This window comes from Arthrobacter sp. G.S.26, from assembly GCF_050847375.1.
In the GTDB taxonomy this organism is placed as follows: domain Bacteria; phylum Actinomycetota; class Actinomycetes; order Actinomycetales; family Micrococcaceae; genus Arthrobacter.
Map to the genome: position 1 here is coordinate 930,522 of NZ_CP193752.1, position 21,261 is coordinate 951,782.

General features: G+C 67.6%; 17 protein-coding genes. 11 read left to right on the top strand and 6 right to left on the bottom strand.

Annotated elements, in window-relative coordinates; translation table 11 throughout:
• Window positions 1-3 precede the first annotated feature (3 nt).
• The 5 genes from ACRB8A_RS04305 to ACRB8A_RS04325 form a co-directional block, all read right to left on the bottom strand.
• Window positions 4-1,083 carry a LacI family DNA-binding transcriptional regulator gene (locus ACRB8A_RS04305; RefSeq protein ID WP_432245662.1) on the bottom strand — a complete coding sequence of 360 codons (1,080 nt, stop codon included), beginning with the start codon at window positions 1,081-1,083 and terminating at the stop codon, window positions 4-6.
• Window positions 1,084-1,147: 64 nt separating this feature from the next.
• Window positions 1,148-2,041: a 5-deoxy-glucuronate isomerase gene (gene iolB / locus ACRB8A_RS04310; protein WP_432245663.1), complete on the bottom strand. Its 894-nt coding sequence runs from the start codon at window positions 2,039-2,041 to the stop codon at window positions 1,148-1,150.
• 19 nt (window positions 2,042-2,060) lie between these two features.
• Window positions 2,061-2,801 (bottom strand): GntR family transcriptional regulator, encoded by a 741-nt coding sequence (locus tag ACRB8A_RS04315; protein ID WP_432245664.1) that lies wholly within the window; start codon window positions 2,799-2,801, stop codon window positions 2,061-2,063.
• A 210-nt stretch (window positions 2,802-3,011) separates the two neighbouring features.
• Window positions 3,012-3,935 (bottom strand): matrixin family metalloprotease, encoded by a 924-nt coding sequence (locus ACRB8A_RS04320; protein WP_050683944.1) that lies wholly within the window; start codon window positions 3,933-3,935, stop codon window positions 3,012-3,014.
• A gap of 31 nt (window positions 3,936-3,966) precedes the next feature.
• Window positions 3,967-5,151, bottom strand: a complete 1,185-nt coding sequence (locus tag ACRB8A_RS04325; protein WP_432245665.1) for a VIT1/CCC1 transporter family protein — start codon at window positions 5,149-5,151, stop codon at window positions 3,967-3,969.
• Window positions 5,152-5,381: 230 nt separating this feature from the next.
• On the opposite strand from ACRB8A_RS04325, the gene ACRB8A_RS04330 reads away from it, so the two are divergent.
• Window positions 5,382-5,606, top strand: coding sequence for a hypothetical protein (locus tag ACRB8A_RS04330; RefSeq protein ID WP_050683943.1), 225 nt, complete (start codon window positions 5,382-5,384; stop codon window positions 5,604-5,606).
• A 105-nt stretch (window positions 5,607-5,711) separates the two neighbouring features.
• On the opposite strand, the gene ACRB8A_RS04335 is transcribed toward ACRB8A_RS04330, so the two are convergent.
• On the bottom strand, window positions 5,712-7,232 hold the full coding sequence (locus ACRB8A_RS04335) for a sodium:solute symporter (RefSeq protein WP_285241436.1): 1,521 nt from the start codon (window positions 7,230-7,232) through the stop codon (window positions 5,712-5,714).
• A 262-nt stretch (window positions 7,233-7,494) separates the two neighbouring features.
• Between ACRB8A_RS04335 and ACRB8A_RS04340 the strand changes: the two genes are divergently transcribed.
• The 10 genes from ACRB8A_RS04340 to ACRB8A_RS04385 all read left to right on the top strand — a co-directional run bounded on the left by ACRB8A_RS04340 (window position 7,495) and on the right by ACRB8A_RS04385 (window position 21,245).
• Window positions 7,495-8,070, top strand: coding sequence for a cupin domain-containing protein (locus tag ACRB8A_RS04340; protein WP_050683941.1), 576 nt, complete (start codon window positions 7,495-7,497; stop codon window positions 8,068-8,070).
• A 60-nt stretch (window positions 8,071-8,130) separates the two neighbouring features.
• Window positions 8,131-8,991 (top strand): ABC transporter ATP-binding protein, encoded by an 861-nt coding sequence (locus ACRB8A_RS04345; protein WP_432245666.1) that lies wholly within the window; start codon window positions 8,131-8,133, stop codon window positions 8,989-8,991.
• Window positions 8,988-9,953 (top strand): iron-siderophore ABC transporter substrate-binding protein, encoded by a 966-nt coding sequence (locus tag ACRB8A_RS04350; protein WP_285241435.1) that lies wholly within the window; start codon window positions 8,988-8,990, stop codon window positions 9,951-9,953. Before ACRB8A_RS04345 ends, ACRB8A_RS04350 begins: the two co-directional genes overlap by 4 nt.
• A gap of 4 nt (window positions 9,954-9,957) precedes the next feature.
• Entirely contained in the window at window positions 9,958-12,036 is a 2,079-nt protein-coding gene (locus ACRB8A_RS04355; protein ID WP_432245667.1) for an iron ABC transporter permease, read from the top strand.
• A gap of 188 nt (window positions 12,037-12,224) precedes the next feature.
• Window positions 12,225-13,289: an agmatinase gene (gene speB, locus ACRB8A_RS04360; protein WP_285241433.1), complete on the top strand. Its 1,065-nt coding sequence runs from the start codon at window positions 12,225-12,227 to the stop codon at window positions 13,287-13,289.
• A 4-nt stretch (window positions 13,290-13,293) separates the two neighbouring features.
• Entirely contained in the window at window positions 13,294-15,039 is a 1,746-nt protein-coding gene (locus tag ACRB8A_RS04365; protein ID WP_231685989.1) for a thiamine pyrophosphate-binding protein, read from the top strand.
• A gap of 141 nt (window positions 15,040-15,180) precedes the next feature.
• The gene (locus tag ACRB8A_RS04370) at window positions 15,181-15,654 is read left to right on the top strand and encodes a MarR family winged helix-turn-helix transcriptional regulator (protein ID WP_050683938.1); all 474 of its coding nucleotides are present in this window, start codon (window positions 15,181-15,183) and stop codon (window positions 15,652-15,654) included.
• Window positions 15,655-15,664: 10 nt separating this feature from the next.
• Window positions 15,665-17,266: an MFS transporter gene (locus tag ACRB8A_RS04375; protein ID WP_432245668.1), complete on the top strand. Its 1,602-nt coding sequence runs from the start codon at window positions 15,665-15,667 to the stop codon at window positions 17,264-17,266.
• A gap of 188 nt (window positions 17,267-17,454) precedes the next feature.
• Window positions 17,455-19,188: an ABC transporter ATP-binding protein gene (locus tag ACRB8A_RS04380; protein ID WP_432245669.1), complete on the top strand. Its 1,734-nt coding sequence runs from the start codon at window positions 17,455-17,457 to the stop codon at window positions 19,186-19,188.
• Window positions 19,185-21,245 (top strand): ABC transporter ATP-binding protein, encoded by a 2,061-nt coding sequence (locus ACRB8A_RS04385; protein ID WP_285241430.1) that lies wholly within the window; start codon window positions 19,185-19,187, stop codon window positions 21,243-21,245. The genes ACRB8A_RS04380 and ACRB8A_RS04385 overlap by 4 nt, the downstream gene beginning before the upstream one ends.
• Window positions 21,246-21,261: the final 16 nt, after the last annotated feature.

The window sequence follows — 21,261 nt, forward strand, 5'->3', positions numbered from 1 at the left end:
TTTTTACAGCCCTCCCGGCTGCGGCTCCTCCGGCGGCAGCCTTCCCGGCATGGGTTTCCCGGCGGCCGGATCCGAGGAGCGGCGCACCAGCAGTACCGGCTCCAGCTTCCGGGACACTGCGGGAACGCCAGCGCCGTCGGCACCATCGATCCGGTCCAGCATTGCCCGGGCCGCCAGCCGGCCGAGTTCGGCGGGGTGCTGGTCAATCGATGTCAGCCCGATCAGGGGTGACGCGGCCACCTCGATGTTGTCGCACCCCACCACCGCAACATCCTCCGGCACCCGCAGCCCGGCCGCCATGAGTGCTTCCATCACGCCGATGGCCGTGAGGTCGTTGTGCGCAAAGACAGCTGTGGGCAGCTCCGCGCCGGACGCAAGGAACTGTTCCATCACGGCCCGGCCGCCGCGCTCGGTCATGTCGCTGTGGACCAGGAGGGGCGCCAGGCCGAGGTCCTTCATGGCGTGCAGGTACCCCTCCCGGCGGGCGGTGTAGGGAATCCACTCGGAGATGTCCACGTGGGCGATCCGCCGGTGCCCCAGCCCGTGCAGGTGCTCCACGGCCAGCGCGCCGGAGCGGAAGTCGTTCGTCATGACGGAGTCGACGCCCGGCAATTCAAGGTCCCGGGTGATCACCACGGCGTCCGTCCCGCGCAGGGCCGCCGCCAGGTCGCTGGCCGAACCGGTGTAGCCGGCCAGGATGACGCCGTCCACGCGGAGGTCAACGAAGTTCCTGACCGCTTCGATTTCTGTCCGGGGATCGGCGGATCCCACAGCAACCATCACCTGGTTGCCGCTGCTTTCCAGAGCTTCGGTGATGCCGTCGTAAATGTCGGCAAAAACGGAGTTGTGCAGGTCGAGGAACAGCACCCCGATCGTCCTGGTGCGGCGGCTGGCCAGCCGGCTGGCCAGCCTGTTCGGCGAATAGCCCAGGGCACTGGCGCTGGCCTCAACGGCGGCCCGCCTGGCCGGCGAAACTTTGGGCGAATCCCGCATCACCAGGGAAACCAGGGCGCGGCTCACCCCGGCGTTGCGCGCCACATCCGCCATGGTCGCGGGCCGGGGGACCCCGGAAGTCTCTTTCACAAGACTCCACTATGCCATTGCCGCCTGGGGCCGCCGCGGTATGCGGGCTGCAAACAAGCGGGAGTCAGGCGCCGAACGGCAGCCGGGGATCCACGTCCTGCGCGGCCCAGCCCTGACGGACCCAACCGTGGTGCGGGTCATCGCTGATGAGCCATTCCCGGACCGGGCCGGGACCGGCCATCACGTTGAGGTAGTAGAGGTCGTAACCGGGCGCAGCCATGGCCGGGCCGTGCCAGCCGTAAGGGACCAGCACCACGTCGCCGGTGCGGACCTCGGCGGAGACGTCGATGGGCCGTTCGTCCGAGGCATAGACCCGCTGGTAACCGATCGCATCGGCGTCGGCCGGCGCTACGGAGCTGGCGGCCACCCGGGTCTCGAAGTAGTAGATCTCCTCGAGGGAGGTTTCGCCGTCCTTTTCCTCATCGTGCTTGTGCGGCGGGTAGGAGGACCAGTTTCCCGCGGGGGTGAGGACTTCGCAGACGATAAACCGGTCTGCTTGCAGGGCGGCCGGCGTGCCGAAGTTATGCACCTGGCGTGAGCAGTTGCCGGCGCCGCGCAGTTCCACGGGCGTTTCGGCCGCCGTCACCAGTCGGGTGGGATAGTGGGCTCCGGCCGGGGCGGTGGCCACGGCAACACGGCCGCCGTCGGCCGAGGTGATGGTTACTTCCCGCGCCGTGCCGGAGTAGAGGACGTCGCTGGGGCCGTGGAATACCGAAGCGCGGCCGGCCAGTTCGTACTGTGTGCCGTCAACGGTCACGCTGAAGGCGCCGTTGAGGGGCACCACAATGCGTTCCTCGTCCGCCGCAGGGAGAACGACGGCGGTGCCCGCGGCCAGCGTGGCAACCTTCAGGCCCGTATGGGCCCAGCCGGCAACGGAAAGGGTGGAATCTGACGTGCCGATCGAGACGTCCCAGGGGCCGTCGGTGGCGGTGCCCAGGGGATAGACCCAGTTGGTCATGGAGAGTGCTCCTAAAAAATCAGCGCTGTACGAGAGTCATTTCGAAACTGTAGGAATCGGCGCGGTACACGTGGTGCCCGGTTTCAACCCGCCTGCCGGTGTCATCCACTGCGGTGCGTTCCATGGTCACCAGTGCGTGGCCGGCTTTGGTGTCCAGCATCGAGGCCTGGTAATCATTGGCGATCATGGCGCCGATCCGCTGGTTGGCCAGCCGGAAGTTGACGCCGCCGCGGCGCAGCACGGCGTAGAGGCCCTCAGCTGCCAGCAGGGCTTCGTCCATGCCCACAATGTCGTCGCGGACCCAGTTTTCCATCAGGGCCAGGGGTTTGCCCCCGACTTTCCGCAGCCTGGTGAAGTGGTAGACCTTGGAGCCGGCCGGCAGCTGGAGCGTGGCCAGGGTGGCTTCGTCCGCATCCACGTGGGAAAAGCTCAACACATCAGTGGTGGGTTTTTTGCCGTTGTTGGTGAGGTCATCAAACAGGCTGGACAGTTCCAGCGGCCGGCGGACCTGGCTGGAGACCACCTGGGTGCCGACGCCGCGCTTGCGGACCAGCAGGCCCGAGCGGACCAGTTCGTCCATGGCCTTGCGCATGGTGGGGCGCGAAAGGTTCAGTTGGGCTGCCAGGTCGATCTCGTTGTCCAGCCGGCTGCCCGGTTCGAGGATGCCGCTGTGGATGGCGGCCTCAATTCCCTGCACCACCTGGTGGTAGAGGGGCACGGGAGAGGAGCGGTCGATGCTGACACCCAGGTTGTTCGCCACGGTACGTTCCTGTTCCTTGGTTGCGGCCGGACGCCGTGCGGCGGCTGCTGCAGGCGGCTGCTTTGCCGGTATATGTTCTCTTGATAGGACATAGTTTCTTCCCTGATGGTAGCAGGGACGGACGGCGGGTCAAGGCCTGCCCTGCCGGTGACCAGGCAATTTGACCTGTCGTGACATCAGGACTTTTCCAGGACATGCCACCAGGGCGGGTCAGAGGTCCTTGCGGCAGGCAGCCTTGCTGAGTTCATACAGGCCGTTGCGGTCGCCGTCGGACAGGCCTTCCGGGGTGCCGATCTCCGGATACATCAGCTGGGCGGGGTCATCAACGTGGTCCAGGCCCATCACATGGCCCAGCTCATGCAGGATGACGGCAGTGGCGTATTTGTCGCCGTCAGGGTTGAGCAGTTCATCGGCGATCTGCGGGGCGTCAAGGTCCAGGCCGCCGGTCACAAAGGTCTTGGGGCCGCCGTCGAAACTGAAGTGGGTGCTGCCCCCGGTGCCGATCACGGGACCCTTCAGCTGCGGCGCCACCTCGGGGGTGGTCCACGCGATCAAAAGCGGTGCCCAGCGGGCGCCGTACCCGTCGGGTTGGAACGGCGGCCGCTGCGCCGACGGCTGCTCGTCAGTGGTGCCGTCGTAGACAAAAGAGATGCCGGTTGCTGCCGAAATGGTCTCGATGGCCCTCGGCACCAGCTCGGCCGCACCGTCGGGTTCGAGGTCCGTGTTGACCACATAGTGCAGAGGGCGGCAGGGGGAGTAGCCCACAGGTGTGCCGTCCCCGTTGACCAGCAGGAAATGGTAGGCATCGCTTCCGACGGCGGGCGGGGCCGGGGTGAGGAGCGGTTCGGCTGCCTCCTCGACGCCGGCAGGCGGGGCCGCAGTACTGACCTCTGCGGCCGGCGGGGCTTCGGCGTCGCCCGGCACGGCGCCTTCGCCCGGTCCCGCGCCCTGCCGGGTGCCGGGCCCGATCCGGAGGTCCAGGAACTGCTTGACCCGTGGATCGTCCAGCACCACTGCGGCCCCAAAAACGCCCGCCACGCATAGCCCTGCGACCAGCACCAGCCGGTAGCGTGGTCGCGGCGTCCCGCTGCGGCCCGACGTGGGCTCCGCATGGCGTGGGGGCCGGCGCTGCATGGTCAGCCTTCCGTCGTTGGATGCACCAAAACTAGCCCACCACGGTGCCGAAGGCGAGCCCCAGGACGTAGGTGACGGCGGCGGCACCGAGCCCGATGCCCAGCTGGCGCAGCCCCCGGGTCAGCGGCGACGTCCCCGAAAGCAGTCCCACGATGCCACCGGTACCCAGCAGGGCAAGGCCCACCAGGGCGCCCGCCACAACCAGCGCAGCAACTCCGGTCAGGCCGAACAGGAACGGCAGGATGGGAATGATGGCCCCGGAGGCAAAGAAGCAGAAGCTGGAGAGGGCGGCGCCCCAAGCAGTGCCCACGGCCTCGTGTTGGTCCTCTTCCGCCGGCTCTTCCGGGTGCAGCGAAAGGCTGGGGTCGCAGTCGCAGGAGAGCTGTCCCATCCGCTCGGCCACCCGGTGTTGGGCTGCTTCCTGGGACATGCCGCGGGCCAGGTAGACCAGCAGGAGTTCGTTGTGTTCCAGGTCGAGCTTCGGTGCTGCAGCCAGGGTGACCTGGGTGGGCCGGGTGGCGTCAAGCAGTTCGCGCTGGGACCGGACGGAGATGAACTCGCCCGCACCCATGGACATGGCACCCGCAAGGAGCCCGGCGATGCCGCTGAGCAGCACCACGCTGCTGGCCACGCCGGATGCGGCCATGCCCATTACCAGCGAGAGGTTGCTGACCAGTCCGTCGTTGGCCCCGAAGACGGCAGCCCGGAAGGTGCCTGCCAGCCGGTTGCGGCCGCGGGTGGCCAGTCCGCGGACCACTTCCTCATGGATCTGTTCGTCAGCGGCCATGGCTTCGGTGGCGTTGGGGTCCTTGGCGTAGGGCGAGCGGCCCTCGGCCCGCTGGGCGAGTGCCAGGACAAAGACCGAACCGAAGTGGCGGGCCAGGAAGCCCAGCAGCTGGCTGCGGACCGATGCCGGCCGGGTGCGGCCCGCGTTGTCCCCGAGCAGGCCCAGCCAGTGCGCTTCGTGCCGGCCTTCCGCTTCGGCCAGGGCCAGGAGGATGGCCCGCTCCTCGCCCTGGCGGTTCTGGGCCAGGTCGCGGTAGACGGCGGCCTCGGCCCGTTCGTCGGCGAGGTACTGGCGCCAGCGCCTGATGTCGGCGGCCGACGGAACCGGGGTAACCGGGGTTTCCGGGGTGCCCGCGGATCCGGCGGGGGCCGGTTGGTGATTGGGTGTGGCGTGCTGCGGCACGGAGGACTCCTGGGCTGGATGGGGCACGGTTTCGGCTCCATTGCCACGCCAGTTTACTGCGGATTTCCGCGGTTTTTCGGCTGGCAACCCTAGCTCCGGGGTTTCGGTCCGCCGTAACTTTTCCATCATGTGGGGAAGCCGCCGGCACGCCAGCCGGGGACCCCTTGACCGCCCCCGGGCGTGGTGCTGAGATGAATTGGGCGGCGCGGCCGGCGCCCACCCGATGTGCCACACCGTCAATCAGTGGAGGTTCTGTGATGAGCACCAGCGGACAGCACCCGGACATGCCGCACCTCGACGCCGTGGAGGCGGACCCCGCTTACGACTATGCCGGGGAAACGCCCGCCGACGCCGCCCTGGACCCGGAAGATCCCTTCCCCGATGCGGAAGAGCCCGCGGTCCGGTCCCGGCCGGTCAACGACGCCGAAGACCGGGAGGTCCCGATGGACCCGGACGAAGTCCGCGGGGACGAGCAGGACTGACCCGGCAGGACTGCCACGTGCGGGACCAACCGGGCAGGACTGACGACGGCGGCACCTCCTTCCGCTGGGAAACAAAAGGAGGTGCCGCCGTCGTGCGACCCGGTATCAGGAGGTGGTGACCGCGTCTGCGGGCGCCGGCTCGCTGTCCTGGCCGGCGACGCGCCGCTGCCAGTTCCGCATAACGTGCGGGTCCGTGGGCCTCGTGGCCAGGGACACCACAACGTAGACGACTGCCGAGGCAACCAGCCCGTAGTAGATCGGCTCGTTGGCGTAGATGCCGTCCAGTGGAGCTTTGGCGTTGATTTCCAGGACGATCATGGTGCCGAGGGTGACCACCGAGCCGACGGCCATGGAGGCGGCGGCGGCGATCCCGGTGCCGCGCTTCCACACGAGGCCGCCGAGGATGGCCACCAGGAGCCCGCCCACCAGGATGTCGTACGCGATGGTGAGGGCCGCCACCACGTCCTTGGTGACGATGGCGATCACAATGGCGATGATGCCCAGGGTCAGGACCCAGATGCGGTTGGCCCGGACATCGTGCTCCGGGTTGTCGGTGTCGTCCGTGTTGATGTCCTTGCCGAACCAGCTGGCCACAAACGGCAGGACGTCGGCGCGGGCCACTGTCGCTGCGGCGATCAGGGCGCCGGAAGCGGTGGACATCATGGCTGCCACTGCGGCGGCCAGGACCAGTCCGCCGATGCCCACAGGGAGCAGGTTCTGGGCCACTTCCGCGTAGACGTCGTCCTTGGCGGCGATTTCGATGTTGGCGAGCGCCACGCTGGCGGCCATACCGATCAGGGCGCCGGCCACGCCGTAAAGGATGCAGTAGATGCCGGCGGTGGCACCGCCCCAGCGGGCAACGGTGGGGGTCTTGGCCGTGAAGACGCGCTGCCAGATGTCCTGGCCGATCAGCAGGCCCAGGGTGTACACCACGAAGTACGTGATGATGGTCTGGACACCGATGCCGTCGATCTGGAAGAAGCTCGCATCAACGCGGCTGCGGATGCCGTCCAGGCCGCCGGCGGCGTTCAGCGTGAAGGGCAGCATCAGGAAAAAAATGCCCACGGTCTTGATGACGAACTGGACCTGGTCCGCCAGGGTGATGGACCACATGCCGCCCACGGTGGAGTAGACCAGCACAATGGCGCCGCCGACGGCGATGGCCAAGGCCCGGTCCATGCCGAACAGCACCACAAAAATGGTGGCGTAGGCGCCGGTGGACGTGGCGCACAGCATCAGCGTGTACGCCAGCATCACGATGCCGGAGGCCTGGGTGGCCTTGCTGCCGTAGCGCAGGGTCAGCATCTGCGAGACCGTGTAGATCTTCAGCTTCTGGATGATGGGGGCAAAGAGCAGGCTCAGGAGCAGGACGCCCGCGCCGATGGCCACCACCAGCCACATGCCGGAGATGCCGAACTTGTAGCCCAGTCCCACGCCGCCCACGGTGGACGCACCGCCCAGGACCACCGCGGCCATGGTGCCGGTATAGAGGAATGGGCCGAGGCGGCGGCCGGCCACCAGGAAGTCGCTGTTGGACTTGGTGCGGGACTTGCCCCACCAGCCGAAGGCAAGCATGGCGAGTAGGTACACCACCACAATGGCGATGTTGATGACGTTTGCATCCATGTTGGCTCCTCGGAGCAGGTTGTTAAGCGGGCCGGGGCGGGGAAAGCCGGGGCGCCGCTGCTGGGGGTGCGGATGAGAGCGGAGTCGCAAATATTGCCTGATAGGCAACAAGTGTTTTCAAAAGCGTAGGCTGTGACGGCCGTAACAGTCAAGGGCGCCCTGAGGCGCCGTGGCGCGCCCGCCATGGAAGCGTCACAGTGGCAGCAGGCCATTAGTATTGCTCCAGAGTGGGGCCGGGTGGCCGGCCATGAAAGGTTCGTACATGAAGGCACTGCCAGTTGAACCGAGCAACGTTCCGGTGGCCATCGGCTCGAGGATCCGGGCGGCCCGGCAGTCCCAGCGGCTCACCATCGAACAGGTGGCCGATGCCACCGGCCTGACCAAGGGCTTCCTGAGCCGGGTTGAGCGCGACCTGACCTCCCCGTCGGTGGCCTCGCTGGTCACCCTGTGCCAGGTCCTGTCGATCTCCATCGGCGAGCTTTTTGCGGCCCCCGAGACGCACCTGACCAAACGCAACGACGGGCCGCGGATTTCCTTGGGCGGCCAAGGCATCGTTGAGCGGCTCCTGACGGCCCGGTCCGAACGCCGCCTCCAGATCATCCAGGCCGTTATTGAGCCGCACGGCCGCGGCGAGTCCGAACTGTATGCCGTGGACTGCGACGTCGACGTGCTGCACGTGATCAGCGGCAGCATCCGGCTCATCCTGACCAATGAGGAATACGACCTCGATGCGGGGGACACCGTCACGTTCCCGGGCCGCGAGCCCCACACCTGGGTGAACCCCACCGACCAGCCGGTCGAGGTCCTCTGGGTGCTGGTCCCGGCGGCCAGCCGCTGAACAGGGACAACTCCGCGTAACGTGGTCGGGTGGACCCTAAGGATAGGCTAGCCTTAGTATGTGAACCCTAAGTCCAGCCCCGCGATCCCGCACGCCTTGAAGGGCGCCGGCATCACCGTTGCCTATGGCGGCACGGATGTTGTCCACGATGCGTCGCTGACCCTGGTGCCCGGCCAGGTCACCGCCCTGGTGGGCCCCAACGGCAGCGGCAAGTCAACCCTGCTGCGCACGCTGGCCCGCCTGCAGGACCCCAGGACCGGGACGCTGACCCTGGGCGGGAGCCCCGGTGACGAAGCCGCCGACGCACTCTCCCTCTCGGCGCGCGAGTTCGCCCGCCACGTGGCCCTCCTGACCCAAAGCCGGCCCACGCCCGCCGTCCTGAGCTTTCGCGACGTTGTCGAGTTCGGCCGCTACCCGCACCGCGGCCGCTGGGGCAAGGCCGATCCGGCCGGTGCCGCCGTCGTGAATAAGTGCCTGGCCCTGACCGGCACCGGCGGAGTGGCGGACCGCGGCGTTGACCAGCTCTCCGGCGGCCAGCTGCAGCGCGTCTGGCTGGCCAGCTGCCTGGCGCAGGAAACCGGCGTGCTGCTGCTGGACGAACCCACCACCTACCTGGACCTCCGCTACCAGGTGGAACTCCTGGACCTCATCCGGGACCTCGCCGACCAGCAGGACATCGCCGTGGGCGTGGTCCTGCACGATCTTGACCAGGCCGCGGCGCTCGCCGACCGGGTCGTATTACTGGGCCAGGGGCGTGTCATTGCGTCCGGCACACCAGCCTCCGTTCTCACCTCCGCGCTTCTGAGCGGGGTCTACGGAATCCGGATCGAGGTCGACACCGATCCAAGCACCGGCCGGTTGCGCACCCGCGCCATCGGCAAGCACCACACCCGTACCGAAAGACTGGTTACATCCCCATGAAGAAGCCAATCCTGGCCTCCGCCGCTGTTGCAGCGGCGCTGGCCCTCTCCGCCTGTGGAACCACGGAACCTGCCGACAACCCCTCGGCCTCCGGAGCCGGCATCGAGCTGACCGACGCCAGCGGCACCACCATCACCCTCGACGCCCCCGCCACCAAAGTGGTGGGCACCGAATGGAACGTCGTGGAAAACCTCGTCTCCCTCGGCGTTGACCCCGTAGGTGTTGCCGATGTCCCCGGCTACAGCGCCTGGGCCGCCGCCGTTCCCCTCGACAACGAGCCCAAGGACATCGGCACCCGCGGTGAGCCCAGCGTGGACACCGTCGCGTCCCTGGCGCCCGACCTGATCGTGGCCACCACCGACCTGCCTGCCGCCGCCGTCGAGCAGCTGCGCAAGATCGCCCCGGTCCTGCAGGTCCGCTCCGCCAACGGCGAAGGCCAGATCGCCCAGATGAACACCAACCTGGACCTGATCGCCAAGGCCACCGGCACGGAGGACAAAGCCACCGGGGTCAAGGCAGCATTCGACGACGCCGTGGCCAAGGGCCGCGAAACGCTCGCGGCCGCAGGGCTCGCCGGAGCCAAGGTCGCCTTCGCTGACGGCTACGCCCAGGGCAACCAGGTAGGCATCCGGCCCTACACCAAGGGCTCCCTGATCGGCGACGTCACCGCGGAACTGGGCCTCGACAATGCGTGGACCCTGGAAGGCGACAAGGACTATGGCCTGGCATCCACCGATGTCGAAGGCCTGACCAGCCTCAGCGACGTTGAATTCCTCTACATCACCAACAAGGTGGACGGCGACCCGTTCGCCGACGTCCTCGGCGCCAACCCGATCTGGCAGTCCCTGCCGTTCGTCACCGCCGGCAACGTCCACCGCCTGTCCGACGGCATCTGGATGTTCGGTGGCCCGGCGTCCATGACGGCCTACGTCGATGCTGCCATTACGGCCCTTACCAAGTGATCGCATGAGCGCCGCTGTTACCGCCGAGGCGCCCGTCCGGCGGCGCTCCGGCGGTAACGGGGCCGTGGCCGGGGTCCTGGCCGGCGCGCTGGCCCTGTGCGCAGCGCTCGCGTTGATCGACCTCACCCAGGGCACCGCGGCCGTTGGTCCGGTGGAACTCTGGAACGTGTTCCTGGGCTCGGCGGACCAGGATTCGGCCGCCGTGGTGATGGCCTCGCGGCTCCCGCGGATGCTGGCAGGCATCGTTGTGGGCCTGGCCCTGGGCGTGGCCGGCGCCGCCCTGCAGTCCATCAGCCGCAACGTCCTGGCCTCGCCGGACACGCTGGCGGTCAACGCCGGCGCCTACTTTGCCCTGGGCATCGCCTCCGTCACCGGCTTCAGCCTCCCGCTGCTGGCATCCTCTGCAGTGGCTTTTGTTGGCGGCCTGGCAGCCGCCGCAGTGGTCCTGGGCCTCTCGGGGCTGGGAACCGGTGCGCTGCGGCTGGTCCTGGCCGGCAGCGCCCTGGCCCTGGGCCTCGGCTCCATGACGTCCGCCCTGCTCCTGCTGTATCCGCAGGCCACCGAAGGCCTCTACCAGTGGGGCCAGGGCAGCATCAGCCAGGGCGGCACCTCCGGCGTGGTCCAGGTGGCGCCGCTGCTGGTGGTCGGCCTGGCCGGGCTGCTCCTGCTGGGCCGGCGCATGGACGCGCTGGGCCTGGGGGACGACGCCGCCCGGAGCCTGGGCGTCAACGTCCGGTCCACGCGGGTTGGCGCAGTCCTGCTCGCCGTCCTGTTGTCGGCCGCGGCCGTCACCCTGGCCGGGCCCATCGGTTTTGTGGGGCTGTGCGCGCCTGCCCTGGTCCGGCCCCTGGCCAACCGGGTCCAGCGGCTGGGCCGGGCTGTTTTTTTCCTGCCCCTTGCCGGCCTGATGGGCGCCAACCTGATCCTCGCCTCGGACGTTGCGCTCCGCGCGGTGGTGGGCGCCGACGCATCGGTGCGGGTGCCCACGGGCGTCATCACCTCGCTGGTGGGGGCCGTGTTCCTGATCGTCCTGGCTTTCCGGGCCAAGGACTCCGGGTCCGTGACCCCTACGGACCACCACCCCCTGCCGCCGCGCTGGCGGTACCTGCTGACGGTCGCCGTCCTGGCTGCTGTGGCCCTGGCTGTGCTGGCAGGCTCCCTGCTGCTGGGCGATGCCAAGCTGCTGCTCGGGGATGTCCTGAACTGGCTGGCGGGGGAGAGCGGCAAAATGGTGGGCTTTGTCCTGGATACCCGGGCGCCCCGCGTGGCCGCAGCCATGGCCGCGGGAGCGGCCCTGGCCCTGGCGGGAACGCTGATCCAGTCCATCACCCGCAACCCGCTGGCCGAACCGGGCCTGCTGGGAGTCTCCGGGGGCGCCGGACTGGCCGCAGTCCTGGTGGTCTCCACCGTCCCCCTGGTCAGCCCATGGGGAATTTCCCTGGCGGCGCTGGCCGGGGCGGCGCTCGCGGCGGCCCTGGTGTTCGGGCTGGCAGCCCGGGGCGGCTACCAGCAGAACCGGCTGGTGCTGATCGGGGTGGGCGTCTCCGCCGGCACCCTGGCCTTGGTCAGCCTGGTGATTGTGCTGACGGATCCGTTCAACGCCACCAAGGCCCTCACCTGGCTGGCCGGTTCCACCTACGGTCGCACCTTCCTGGACGTCCTTCCCCTGGCCGCCGGGCTGTTGGTCTTTGTGCCGATGGCGGCGTTCCGGCACCGTGAACTGGACATCCTGAGCCTGGACGAGGACACCCCGCGGCTGCTGGGCGTCCCGCTGGCACGCGCCCGGCTGCTGTTCCTGGTGGTCAGCGTGATCCTCACGGCGCTGTCCATTGCGGCGGTGGGGGCCGTGGGGTTTGTGGGGCTGATCGCGCCGCACGCCGCCCGGGCCCTGGTGGGCCGGCGCCACACGCGGGTCCTGTTCACGGCGATCCTGCTGGGCGCCATCCTGGTGGGAGCCGCGGACGTGCTGGGCCGGACCGTCATTGCCCCCGCCCAACTGGGCGCCGGGCTGCTCACTGCCGTACTGGGCACGCCGTACTTCATCTGGCTGCTGTGGCGCTCGCGGGCCCGGCAGGCCGGCTGACGACGCCGGAAAAATCCGGCCATGGCCGGGGTGGGTGCTGCGGCACCCGCCCCGGCCATTTCCGTTTCCGGGGCTGCCGTCGTCGGACGCTTAGCCAATTTTCTGTAAACACTTGATGCCCATTAGACAACTGTGGCGTATGATGGCAATCACATCAGTCCCCAACTCCGCGAAGGAGAGCCCCTCCCATGGAAGAGCTGCGCATCGAAGCCAACGGCAACCTTGGTCCCATCGATTCATCCCGAATTCCCCGCTACGCCGGCGCCGCGACCTATGCCCGGCTGCCACGGCTGGACCAAGTGGCCAAGGCTGATGTCACCGTTGTGGGTGTTCCCTTCGACTCCGGCGTCTCCTACCGCCCCGGTGCCCGGTTCGGCGCCAACCACGTCCGCGAGGCCAGCCGGCTGCTGCGCCCGTACAACCCGGCGTGGGACGTCAGCCCCTTCGAAAACATCCAGGTGGCGGACGCCGGCGACATGGCCGTCAACCCCTTCAACATCAACGAGGCCATCGAAACGGTCCAGCAGAACGCGCTCGACCTCACCGCCGGCGGCAGCAAGCTCGTCACCCTGGGCGGGGACCACACCATCGCCCTGCCCCTGCTGCGCGCGGCTGCCGAACGCGCCGGCGGGCCCATCGCCATGCTGCACTTCGATGCGCACCTGGACACCTGGGACACCTACTTCGGCGCCGAATACACCCACGGCACCCCGTTCCGCCGCGCCGTGGAGGAAGGCATCCTGGACACGGAAGCCATCAGCCACATCGGCACCCGCGGACCCCTCTACGGCAAAAAGGACCTCGACGACGACCACCGCTTCGGCTTCGGCATCGTTACCTCCGCAGACGTCTACTACCAGGGTGTCCTGGAAACGGTGGCCAAGGTCCGCGACCGGATCGGCAACCGCCCGCTCTACATCTCGGTGGACATCGACGTCCTGGATCCCGCGCACGCCCCCGGCACCGGCACGCCCGAGGCCGGCGGCATCACCAGCCGGGAGCTCCTGGAAATCATCCGCGGCTTCCGCGGCATGAACCTGGTGGGCGCGGACGTTGTCGAGGTCGCCCCGGCGTACGACCACGCCGAAATCACCGGCGTGGCCGCAAGCCACGTGGCTTTCGAGCTGGTGACCCTGATGGCGGACAACACCGTGGCCGGCAACCGGTTCGGCGCGGAATCCGGTTACGCGGCCCAGGCGCTTGGCCGCGAACCCCGCCAGCCTGCCGGCTTCGCTGCAGCCGGCAAGGAGTAAGGCAATGGCCGACGCCGGATCCACGCTTCCAGCCGCAGGTTCAACCCCCGCCGGGGTACCAGCCGCTGTGGCGGCTGACGCTGCCGGCGTGCCACCCGGTCCGGTGCGCAACGGCGGTGACCTGGTGGTGGAAACCCTCGAAGCGTTGGGCGCCAAAACCGTCTTTGGCATCCCGGGCCAGCACGCGCTGGGCCTGTTTGATGCCATGGGCCGCGGCAACCTGCACTTCGTTTCGTCCCGAGTGGAGAACAACTCGGCGTTCGCCGCCGACGGCTACTCCCGCGCCACCGGCGAGGTGGGGGTCCTGTTCCTCTCCACCGGGCCCGGCGCGCTGACGTCACTTGCCGGGCTCCAGGAGGCATACGCCACCGGAGTGCCCATGGTGGTTGTCGCCAGCCAGATTCCGTTGGAAGGGCTCGGCGCCCGCCGCAAGGGCATGCTGCACCAGCTCGATGACCAGAAGGCCTCAGCAGCCAACGTCACCAAAAGCCAGCGGCTGATCCAGCACGCGTCAGGCATCCCGTCCGCCATCCAGGATGCCTGGACCGAGGCGATCTCCTCCCCCCAGGGTCCGGTGTGGTTGGAAATCCCGCAGAACGTGCTGCTGGACCCCATCATGGTGCCGCCTGTGGAGGACGCATTGGCACTGGCAGCCGACAACCCGCCCCGCGTGGAGCTGGTCCGGGAAGCCGTTAAATGGCTGGAAGCTGCGGAACGGCCGGCCATCATCGCCGGCGGCGGGACGCGCCGCGGCCGGGCCGAGGCCACGCTGCTGTCCCTCGCCGAAAAACTGCAGGCTCCGGTGATCTGCACGCCGGGCGGCAACGGCGCCTTCCCCTGGAACCATGACTTGTCGCTGCAGTCCTGGATCGAGGACCGGCACATGACCGACGTGCTGGAGGATGCCGATGTCCTGGTGGTCATCGGCTCATCGCTGGGCGAGGTCACCTCCAACTACTTCACGTTCGCGCCGCGGGGCCGGATCATCCAGATCGACGCGGAACCCCGGGTCCTGGAGTCCAACCGGCCCGGCCTGGGCATCCGGGCGGACGCCGGCCAGGCGCTGTCCGCCCTGGACGCCGCCTTCGACGCCGGCCGGTCCGTACCGGCAAACTGGCACGGCGCAACTCCGGCGTCGGTGGTGAAGGACGCGCTGGCCAAGGTGCGGGCCCGGCTCGAATCCCAGGACCTGGCCAAGGAACTGGGGTTTATGGCCGGTATCCGGGAGGCTGTCCCCGCGGACATGCAAACGTTCTGGGACATGACCATCTCCGCCTACTGGGGCTGGAGCTGCTGGGATGCGCGCGAGGGCCAGTTCCACTCCGCGCAGGGCGCGGGCGGACTGGGCTATGGCTTCCCGGCGGCAATCGGCGGCGCCGTGGGCCTGCAGACGCTGGGCCGGCCCGCACGGGTCCTGGCGGTATCCGGCGACGGCTCCTCGATGTACTCCATTTCCGAGCTGGCCACCGCCAAGCAGCACAACGTGCCGGTCACCTGGCTGATTGTCGACGACGGCGGCTACGGCATCCTGCGCGAGTACATGGTGGGTGCATTCGGCCAGGCCACGGCCACCGAGCTGGCCCGGCCGGACTTCGTCAAACTCGCCGAAGCGTTCGGCGTCCCGGCCCGGCGGGTTGCCCCCGGGGATGTGGGGGACGCGCTGAAGGCATCCTTCGCCGGGGACGGGCCCAACGTCGTTGTGGTTGAAACCCTGCTGAAGATGTTCGCCCCGACGCACCTGGGCGACTGACGCTCCCCACCACCCCCGCAGGACCCTTGCCGATGGCAGGGGTCCTGCGGCATTTCCGGGGCAGCCCACAATGATAGTTTCCCAAAGCAACCAAATTAAGATATGGTTGCTTGAGGCAAGCAACTAGGGAGTAATCGAGTCATGGCTGTAGCTCCGGACACGGCAGCGGATCTGGTGTACCAGATCTTCGACCTCCAGCGGGCCGTGCGCTGCATCGCCACCGCCAACGTGCGGGGGCAGGAAACAGGCGTCGCGCTCCAGGGCGTCCTGCGATTTGTGGGGGAGGGGGAATCCCGGGCCACGCGGCTTGCCGAGCGGCTGGGCGTCAGCGCCCCGGTCCTTAGCCGGCATATCGCCGACCTCGAAGACCACGGCTTTGTGGTGCGCAGGCCGGATCCCGACGATGGCCGGGCCCAGCTTGTGGCGCTCACCCCGCAGGGGGCGGACAAGCTCCGGCACATCGAGGAGCAACGGGCAGCAGCGCTGCAGGACCTCCTGCGTGACTGGAGCGAGGAAGACGCCGGCACCACGGCCACCACCTTGCACAAACTCACACAATCACTGAAGAACTCAGCCCGGGCAACGGCGGCCGGCACCACCATCAACACCCTTTAGGAGCAGATCCATGGCAAGCCAAACTGCCACCCAGACCAAACCGGCGGGCCAGCCGCCGTCGCCTGCCGGAGCAACCGAAGCCGCGCCGGAAATGACGCACCGGCAGATCATGGAGGCCCTCACCGGCCTCCTCGCCGCGTTCTTCACCGCGATCCTCAGCAGCACCATCGTGGCCAACGCGCTGCCCACCATCATGTCCGACCTGCACGGCACCCAGACGGACTTCGCCTGGGTCATCACCGCAGCACTGCTGGCCAACGCCGCCACCACCCCCATCTGGGGCAAGCTTGCAGACCTTTTCAACAAGAAGGTCCTGGTCCAGCTCAGCATCATCATCTTCGTTGCCGGTTCCGTGATGGCCGGTCTCTCGCAGACCATTCCGCTGCTGCTGGGCGCCCGCGTCATCCAGGGTGTGGCGATGGGTGGCCTGACCGCCCTGGCGCAGGCCATCATCGGCACCATGATCCCGCCGCGCAACCGCGGCAAATACTCCGGCTACATGGGCGCCGTGATGGCCGTTGGCACCGCCGGCGGCCCGCTGCTGGGTGGATTCATCGTGGACAGCCCGCTGGGCTGGCGCTGGACGTTCTTCGTCTGCGTGCCGCTCGCTGTCGTCGCCCTGATCCTGCTGCAGGTCACCCTCAAAATCAGCCACGTCCGCCGGCACGCCAAAATCGACTGGCTCGGCTCCATCCTGCTGACCTCGGGCGTCAGCCTGCTCCTGATCTGGGTTTCCTTCGCCGGCAAGGCGGACTATTACGACTGGTTCTCCTGGCAGTCGGCCCTGATGGTGGGCGGCGGCGTCCTCCTGCTGGCCCTGCTGGTCCTGGTCGAATCCAAGGTGGAACAGCCCATCATCCCGCTCAAGATCATCTCCGAGCGGACCACCGCGCTGGCCATCATCGCCTCCGTGGCTGTTGGCGTGGCCATGTTCGGCTCCTCCACCTTCCTGGGCCAGTACTTCCAGGTGGCCCGCGGTGCCACCCCCACCGAAGCCGGCCTCCTGACCCTGCCCATGATCGCGGGCAACCTGATCGGTTCCGTGGCATCGGGCCTGCTCATCAGCCGCACCGGCAAATGGAAGGGCTTCCTGGTGGCCGGATCCATCCTCCTGATCGGCGGCCTGGGCCTCGCGGGCACCATGGACCACACCACGGAACTCTGGCACGCAGGCGTCTTCACCGCCGTCCTGGGCCTGGGCCTCGGCATGCTGATGCAGAACCTGGTCCTGGCCGTGCAGAACACCGTCCGCGCCTCGGACATCGGAACGGCAAGCGCCTCCGTGGCCTTCTTCCGCTCCGTCGGCGGCGCCATCGGCGTCTCGGTGCTGGGCGCGGTCCTGGCTAACCGGGTCAGCGAACTCGCCTCCCAGGGACTGGCCGCGGCCGGCATCCCGGTGGCCGGCGGCGGCGCCGGCAGCAGCCTGGACCTGGCCCACATGCCCGAACCGGTCCGCGAGATCATGCGGGCGGCCTACGGCGACGCCACGGCCGAGGTCTTCCTGATCTCCGCCGGCGTCACGGTGCTGGCGCTGCTCTCCGTGCTGTTCATCAAGGAGAAGCCGCTCCGCCGCACCGTGGACATCCAGCCGGATGCCACCGCCAAGGATTAGGGCACAACGCCGGAACCCGCCGCAGCAAAGCACTGACCGCACGCGCGGGTACTCCCGTCGGATGATCTTTCCCGGGGCGGTTCCGCCCCGGGAAAGAGTTTCGTAGAGTGGGAAGGCTAAGGATGTCAGCCCCGGCTGCTACTACTTAAGCCTCCTGCTTTTCACATTCTTCCTAAGGACCCGTGGGCATGCTCCTCACCCTCATACGGCGGTTTTCCAAGCCATACACGCCGTATCTTGTGGCCGTCATTGTATTCCAGCTGGCGTCCACCATGGCTGCCCTGTACCTTCCCAGCCTGAACGCCCAGATCATCGATGAGGGCGTCACCCGCGGGGACACCGACTTCATCTGGCGGACCGGCGCCGTGATGCTCGCCGTAGCCTTTGTGCAGGTGGGCACCGCCATCGCCGGCGTGTACTTCGGGTCCAAAACGGCCATGGCAATCGGCCGCGACCTGCGCCGGGCCGTGTTCCGCAAGGTCACCAGCTTCTCCGCCAAGGACGTCAGCACCTTCGGCGCGCCCACGCTGATCACCCGCGGCACCAATGACGTCCAGCAGGTCCAGATGCTGGTGCTGATGGGCCTGAACTTCATGGTGGCCACCCCCATCATGTGCATCGGCGGCATCATCATGGCGGTCCGGGAGGACCTCAACCTGTCCTGGCTGGTGTGGGTCGCAGTACCGCTCCTCACAGTGGTGGTGGGCTACCTGGTGGTCCGGCTGATGCCGCTGTTCCGCTCCATGCAGAAGAAGATCGACCGGATCAACGCTGTCCTGCGCGAACAGATCATCGGTATCCGCGTGGTCCGCGCCTTCGTCCGCGAACCCTACGAAACCGAGCGCTTCGGGGCAGCCAACAAGGAACTTACCGACGTTTCCCTGAAAATCGGCGCCTTGTTTGTGCTGATGTTCCCCGCCATCGGCATGATCCTGCACCTGTCCACCGCCGCTGTCCTGTGGTTCGGTGGCCAGCGGGTGGACTCCGGCGATATGCAGGTGGGCGCCTTGACGGCGTTCCTGCAGTATCTGCTCCAGATCCTCGTCGCGGTGATGATGGGCACGTTTATGGCCATGATGATCCCGCGCGCCTCCGTGTGCGCGGACCGCATCGGCGAGGTGCTCGACGTCGAACCCTCCATCCACGATCCCGAACGTCCGGAAGCCCCGGCAGCGCTGGAAGGCGTGGTGGAGTACCGCAACGTCACCTTCGCCTACCCCGGTGCCGAGTCGCCCGTGTTGAGCAACATCAGCTTCACCGCCCGGCCCGGCCAAACCATCGCCATCATCGGCTCCACCGGCTCCGGCAAGAGCTCCCTGCTGTCCCTCCTGCCGCGCCTCTACGACGCCGGCGAGGGCGAGGTGCTCCTGGACGGGGTGCCCGTCAGTGCCCTGGACCGGGAGGAAATCACCAAGCGGGTAGCCCTCGTCCCGCAACGGCCCTACCTCTTCTCCGGAACCATCGAGCACAACCTGCGCTTCGGCAAGACCGAGGCCACGGACCAGGATCTGTGGGACGCGCTGCGCGTGGCCCAGGGCGAATCGTTTGTGCGGGAGAAAAAGAACGGGCTGGACGCCAGGATCTCCCAGGGCGGAACCAACGTTTCCGGCGGCCAGCGCCAACGGCTGTGCATCGCCCGGGCCCTGGTCACCAAACCCAGGGTCTACCTCTTCGACGATTCCTTCTCCGCACTGGACGTGGCAACGGATGCGCGGCTCCGCGCAGCCTTGAAACAGACCACCGCGGACGCCACGGTCATCATCGTCGCCCAGCGGATCTCCACCATCACCGAAGCGGACCAGATCCTGGTCCTGGACAACGGCCGGATTGTGGACCGCGGCACGCACGAGGAACTCCTGGAAACCTCACCCACCTACCAGGAAATTGTTGAATCCCAGCTGAGCGTGGAGGAAATGGCATGAGCCCCCGGAAAAAGGACTCCACCGCCGCAGACCAGGCTGCGCCGGAATCGGCCGTGACGGCCCCGGACCTGGATGACGACGATTTTGTTGAAGAGGAATTCACCCCGTCAGAGGCCGACGGGGACATGTTCGGCGGCATACCCGCCAAAAAGGCCCAGCATTTCTGGCCTTCCGCCAAGAGGCTGATGGGGCTGCTGCGCCCGGAGGCCCTTGGCATCTACCTCGTGGTGGCCCTGGTGGTGGTCGCCGTTGTCCTGAATGTCATCGCCCCCAAGATCCTGGGCCAGGCCATGGACGTGATCTTTGCCGGTGTGGTGGGCAAGCAACTGCCTGCCGGCGCCAGTAAGGACGAGTTCGTCGCGGGCCTCCGCCAGGCGGGGGACGCCAATTTCGCGGACATGGTTTCGCGGATGGAGCTGGTACCCGGGACGGGCATCAATTTCGACAAACTGACCATGCTGATCGCCATGGTCCTGCTGATGTACTTCGTGGCCAACATCTTCCTGTGGCTGCAGGGTTACGTGCTCAACGTGATCGTGATGAAGGTGATCCGCCGGCTCCGTGACGACACGGAAAAGAAGCTCAACCGGCTTCCGCTGAACTACTTCGACACCCGCCAGCGCGGCGACGTCCTCTCCCGGGTAACCAACGACGTCGACAACGTCCAGCAGGCACTCCAGCAGGCATTCGCGCAGCTGATCAACTCGCTGCTCACGGTCATCGGCATCGTCATCATGATGTTCATCGTGTCCTGGCAGCTGGCCCTGATCGCCTTGGTGGCCCTGCCCCTGTCCGGTGTGGCCGCAGGCATCATCGGCGTCCGCAGCCAGAAGCTCTTTGCCGCGCAGTGGAAAAACACCGGTGCCCTGAACGGCCAGATCGAGGAGTCCTTCTCCGGCCACGACCTGGTCCGCGTCTTCGGCCGCGACGCCGATATGCTGGCCCGCTTCGAGGAACGCAACGAAGCCCTGTACAAGGCCAGCTTCGGCGCCCAGTTCGTCTCCGGCATCATCTTCCCGGTCATGCAGTTTGTTTCCTACCTCAGCTACGTGGGCATCGCCGTGGTGGGCGGCCTCAGGGTGGCGTCCGGCTCCATGTCCCTGGGTGATGCCACCGCCTTCATCCAGTACTCCCGCGAATTCACCCAGCCGCTGGGCCAGATGGCAGGCATGGCCAACATGCTGCAGTCCGGCGTGGCCTCGGCGGAACGGGTGTTCGAGTTCCTGGACGCTGACGAGCAGGACAGCGAGACCGCCACCGAGCACCTGCCGCCAAAGACTGACGGACACGTGGACTTCAAGGACGTGACCTTCAGCTACACGGAAGACAAAAAACTCATCGAGAACCTGTCCTTCACCGCGGAGCCCGGCCATACCGTGGCCATCGTGGGTCCCACGGGTGCAGGCAAGACCACCCTGGTGAACCTGGTGATGCGCTTCTACGAGCTCAACTCCGGCGCCATCACCCTCGATGGCGTGGACATCACGCACCTCAGCCGGGCCGAGCTCCGGTCCAAGGTGGGCATGGTGCTCCAGGACGCGTGGCTGTTCGGCGGCTCCATCTACGACAACATCCGCTACGGAAACCTGGACGCCACGGAGGAAGAAGTCATCGCCGCGGCCAAAGCCACGTTTGTTGACCGGTTCGTGCGGGCGCTCCCGGACGGTTACCAAACGGTCATCGACGAGGAAGGCAACAACGTCAGTGCCGGCGAGAAGCAGCTGATCACCATTGCCCGCGCTTTTGTGGCCAACCCATCGCTGCTCATCCTCGACGAAGCCACCAGCTCCGTGGACACCCGTACCGAACTGCTGGTGCAGAAGGCCATGGCTGCGCTGCGGACGGACCGGACCAGCTTCGTTATTGCCCACCGGCTCTCCACCATCCGCGACGCCGACACCATCCTGGTGATGGAAAACGGCCGGATCGTGGAGCAGGGCAACCACAAGGTGCTGCTCGCCGCCCAGGGCGCCTACTACCGGCTGTACCAGTCGCAGTTCGCAGGCTCGGACGCCGGGGAAATCCCGGTGGATGACTCGACGGCGGTCCACAGCTGAGCGCCGGCACCGCAGC

Excerpts from the sequence above, each read along its gene's own strand:
- speB (WP_285241433.1), top strand. The coding sequence starts at position 12,225 with ATGGAAGAGCTGCGCATCGAAGCCAACGGCAACCTTGGTCCCATCGAT.
- ACRB8A_RS04370 (WP_050683938.1), top strand. The coding sequence starts at position 15,181 with ATGGCTGTAGCTCCGGACACGGCAGCGGATCTGGTGTACCAGATCTTC.
- ACRB8A_RS04365 (WP_231685989.1), top strand. The coding sequence starts at position 13,294 with ATGGCCGACGCCGGATCCACGCTTCCAGCCGCAGGTTCAACCCCCGCC.
- iolB (WP_432245663.1), bottom strand. The coding sequence starts at position 2,041 with ATGACCAACTGGGTCTATCCCCTGGGCACCGCCACCGACGGCCCCTGG.
- ACRB8A_RS04380 (WP_432245669.1), top strand. The coding sequence starts at position 17,455 with ATGCTCCTCACCCTCATACGGCGGTTTTCCAAGCCATACACGCCGTAT.
- ACRB8A_RS04375 (WP_432245668.1), top strand. The coding sequence starts at position 15,665 with ATGGCAAGCCAAACTGCCACCCAGACCAAACCGGCGGGCCAGCCGCCG.
- ACRB8A_RS04320 (WP_050683944.1), bottom strand. The coding sequence starts at position 3,935 with ATGCAGCGCCGGCCCCCACGCCATGCGGAGCCCACGTCGGGCCGCAGC.
- ACRB8A_RS04350 (WP_285241435.1), top strand. The coding sequence starts at position 8,988 with ATGAAGAAGCCAATCCTGGCCTCCGCCGCTGTTGCAGCGGCGCTGGCC.
- ACRB8A_RS04335 (WP_285241436.1), bottom strand. The coding sequence starts at position 7,232 with ATGGATGCAAACGTCATCAACATCGCCATTGTGGTGGTGTACCTACTC.
- ACRB8A_RS04355 (WP_432245667.1), top strand. The coding sequence starts at position 9,958 with ATGAGCGCCGCTGTTACCGCCGAGGCGCCCGTCCGGCGGCGCTCCGGC.
- ACRB8A_RS04330 (WP_050683943.1), top strand. The coding sequence starts at position 5,382 with ATGAGCACCAGCGGACAGCACCCGGACATGCCGCACCTCGACGCCGTG.
- ACRB8A_RS04385 (WP_285241430.1), top strand. The coding sequence starts at position 19,185 with ATGAGCCCCCGGAAAAAGGACTCCACCGCCGCAGACCAGGCTGCGCCG.
- ACRB8A_RS04340 (WP_050683941.1), top strand. The coding sequence starts at position 7,495 with ATGAAGGCACTGCCAGTTGAACCGAGCAACGTTCCGGTGGCCATCGGC.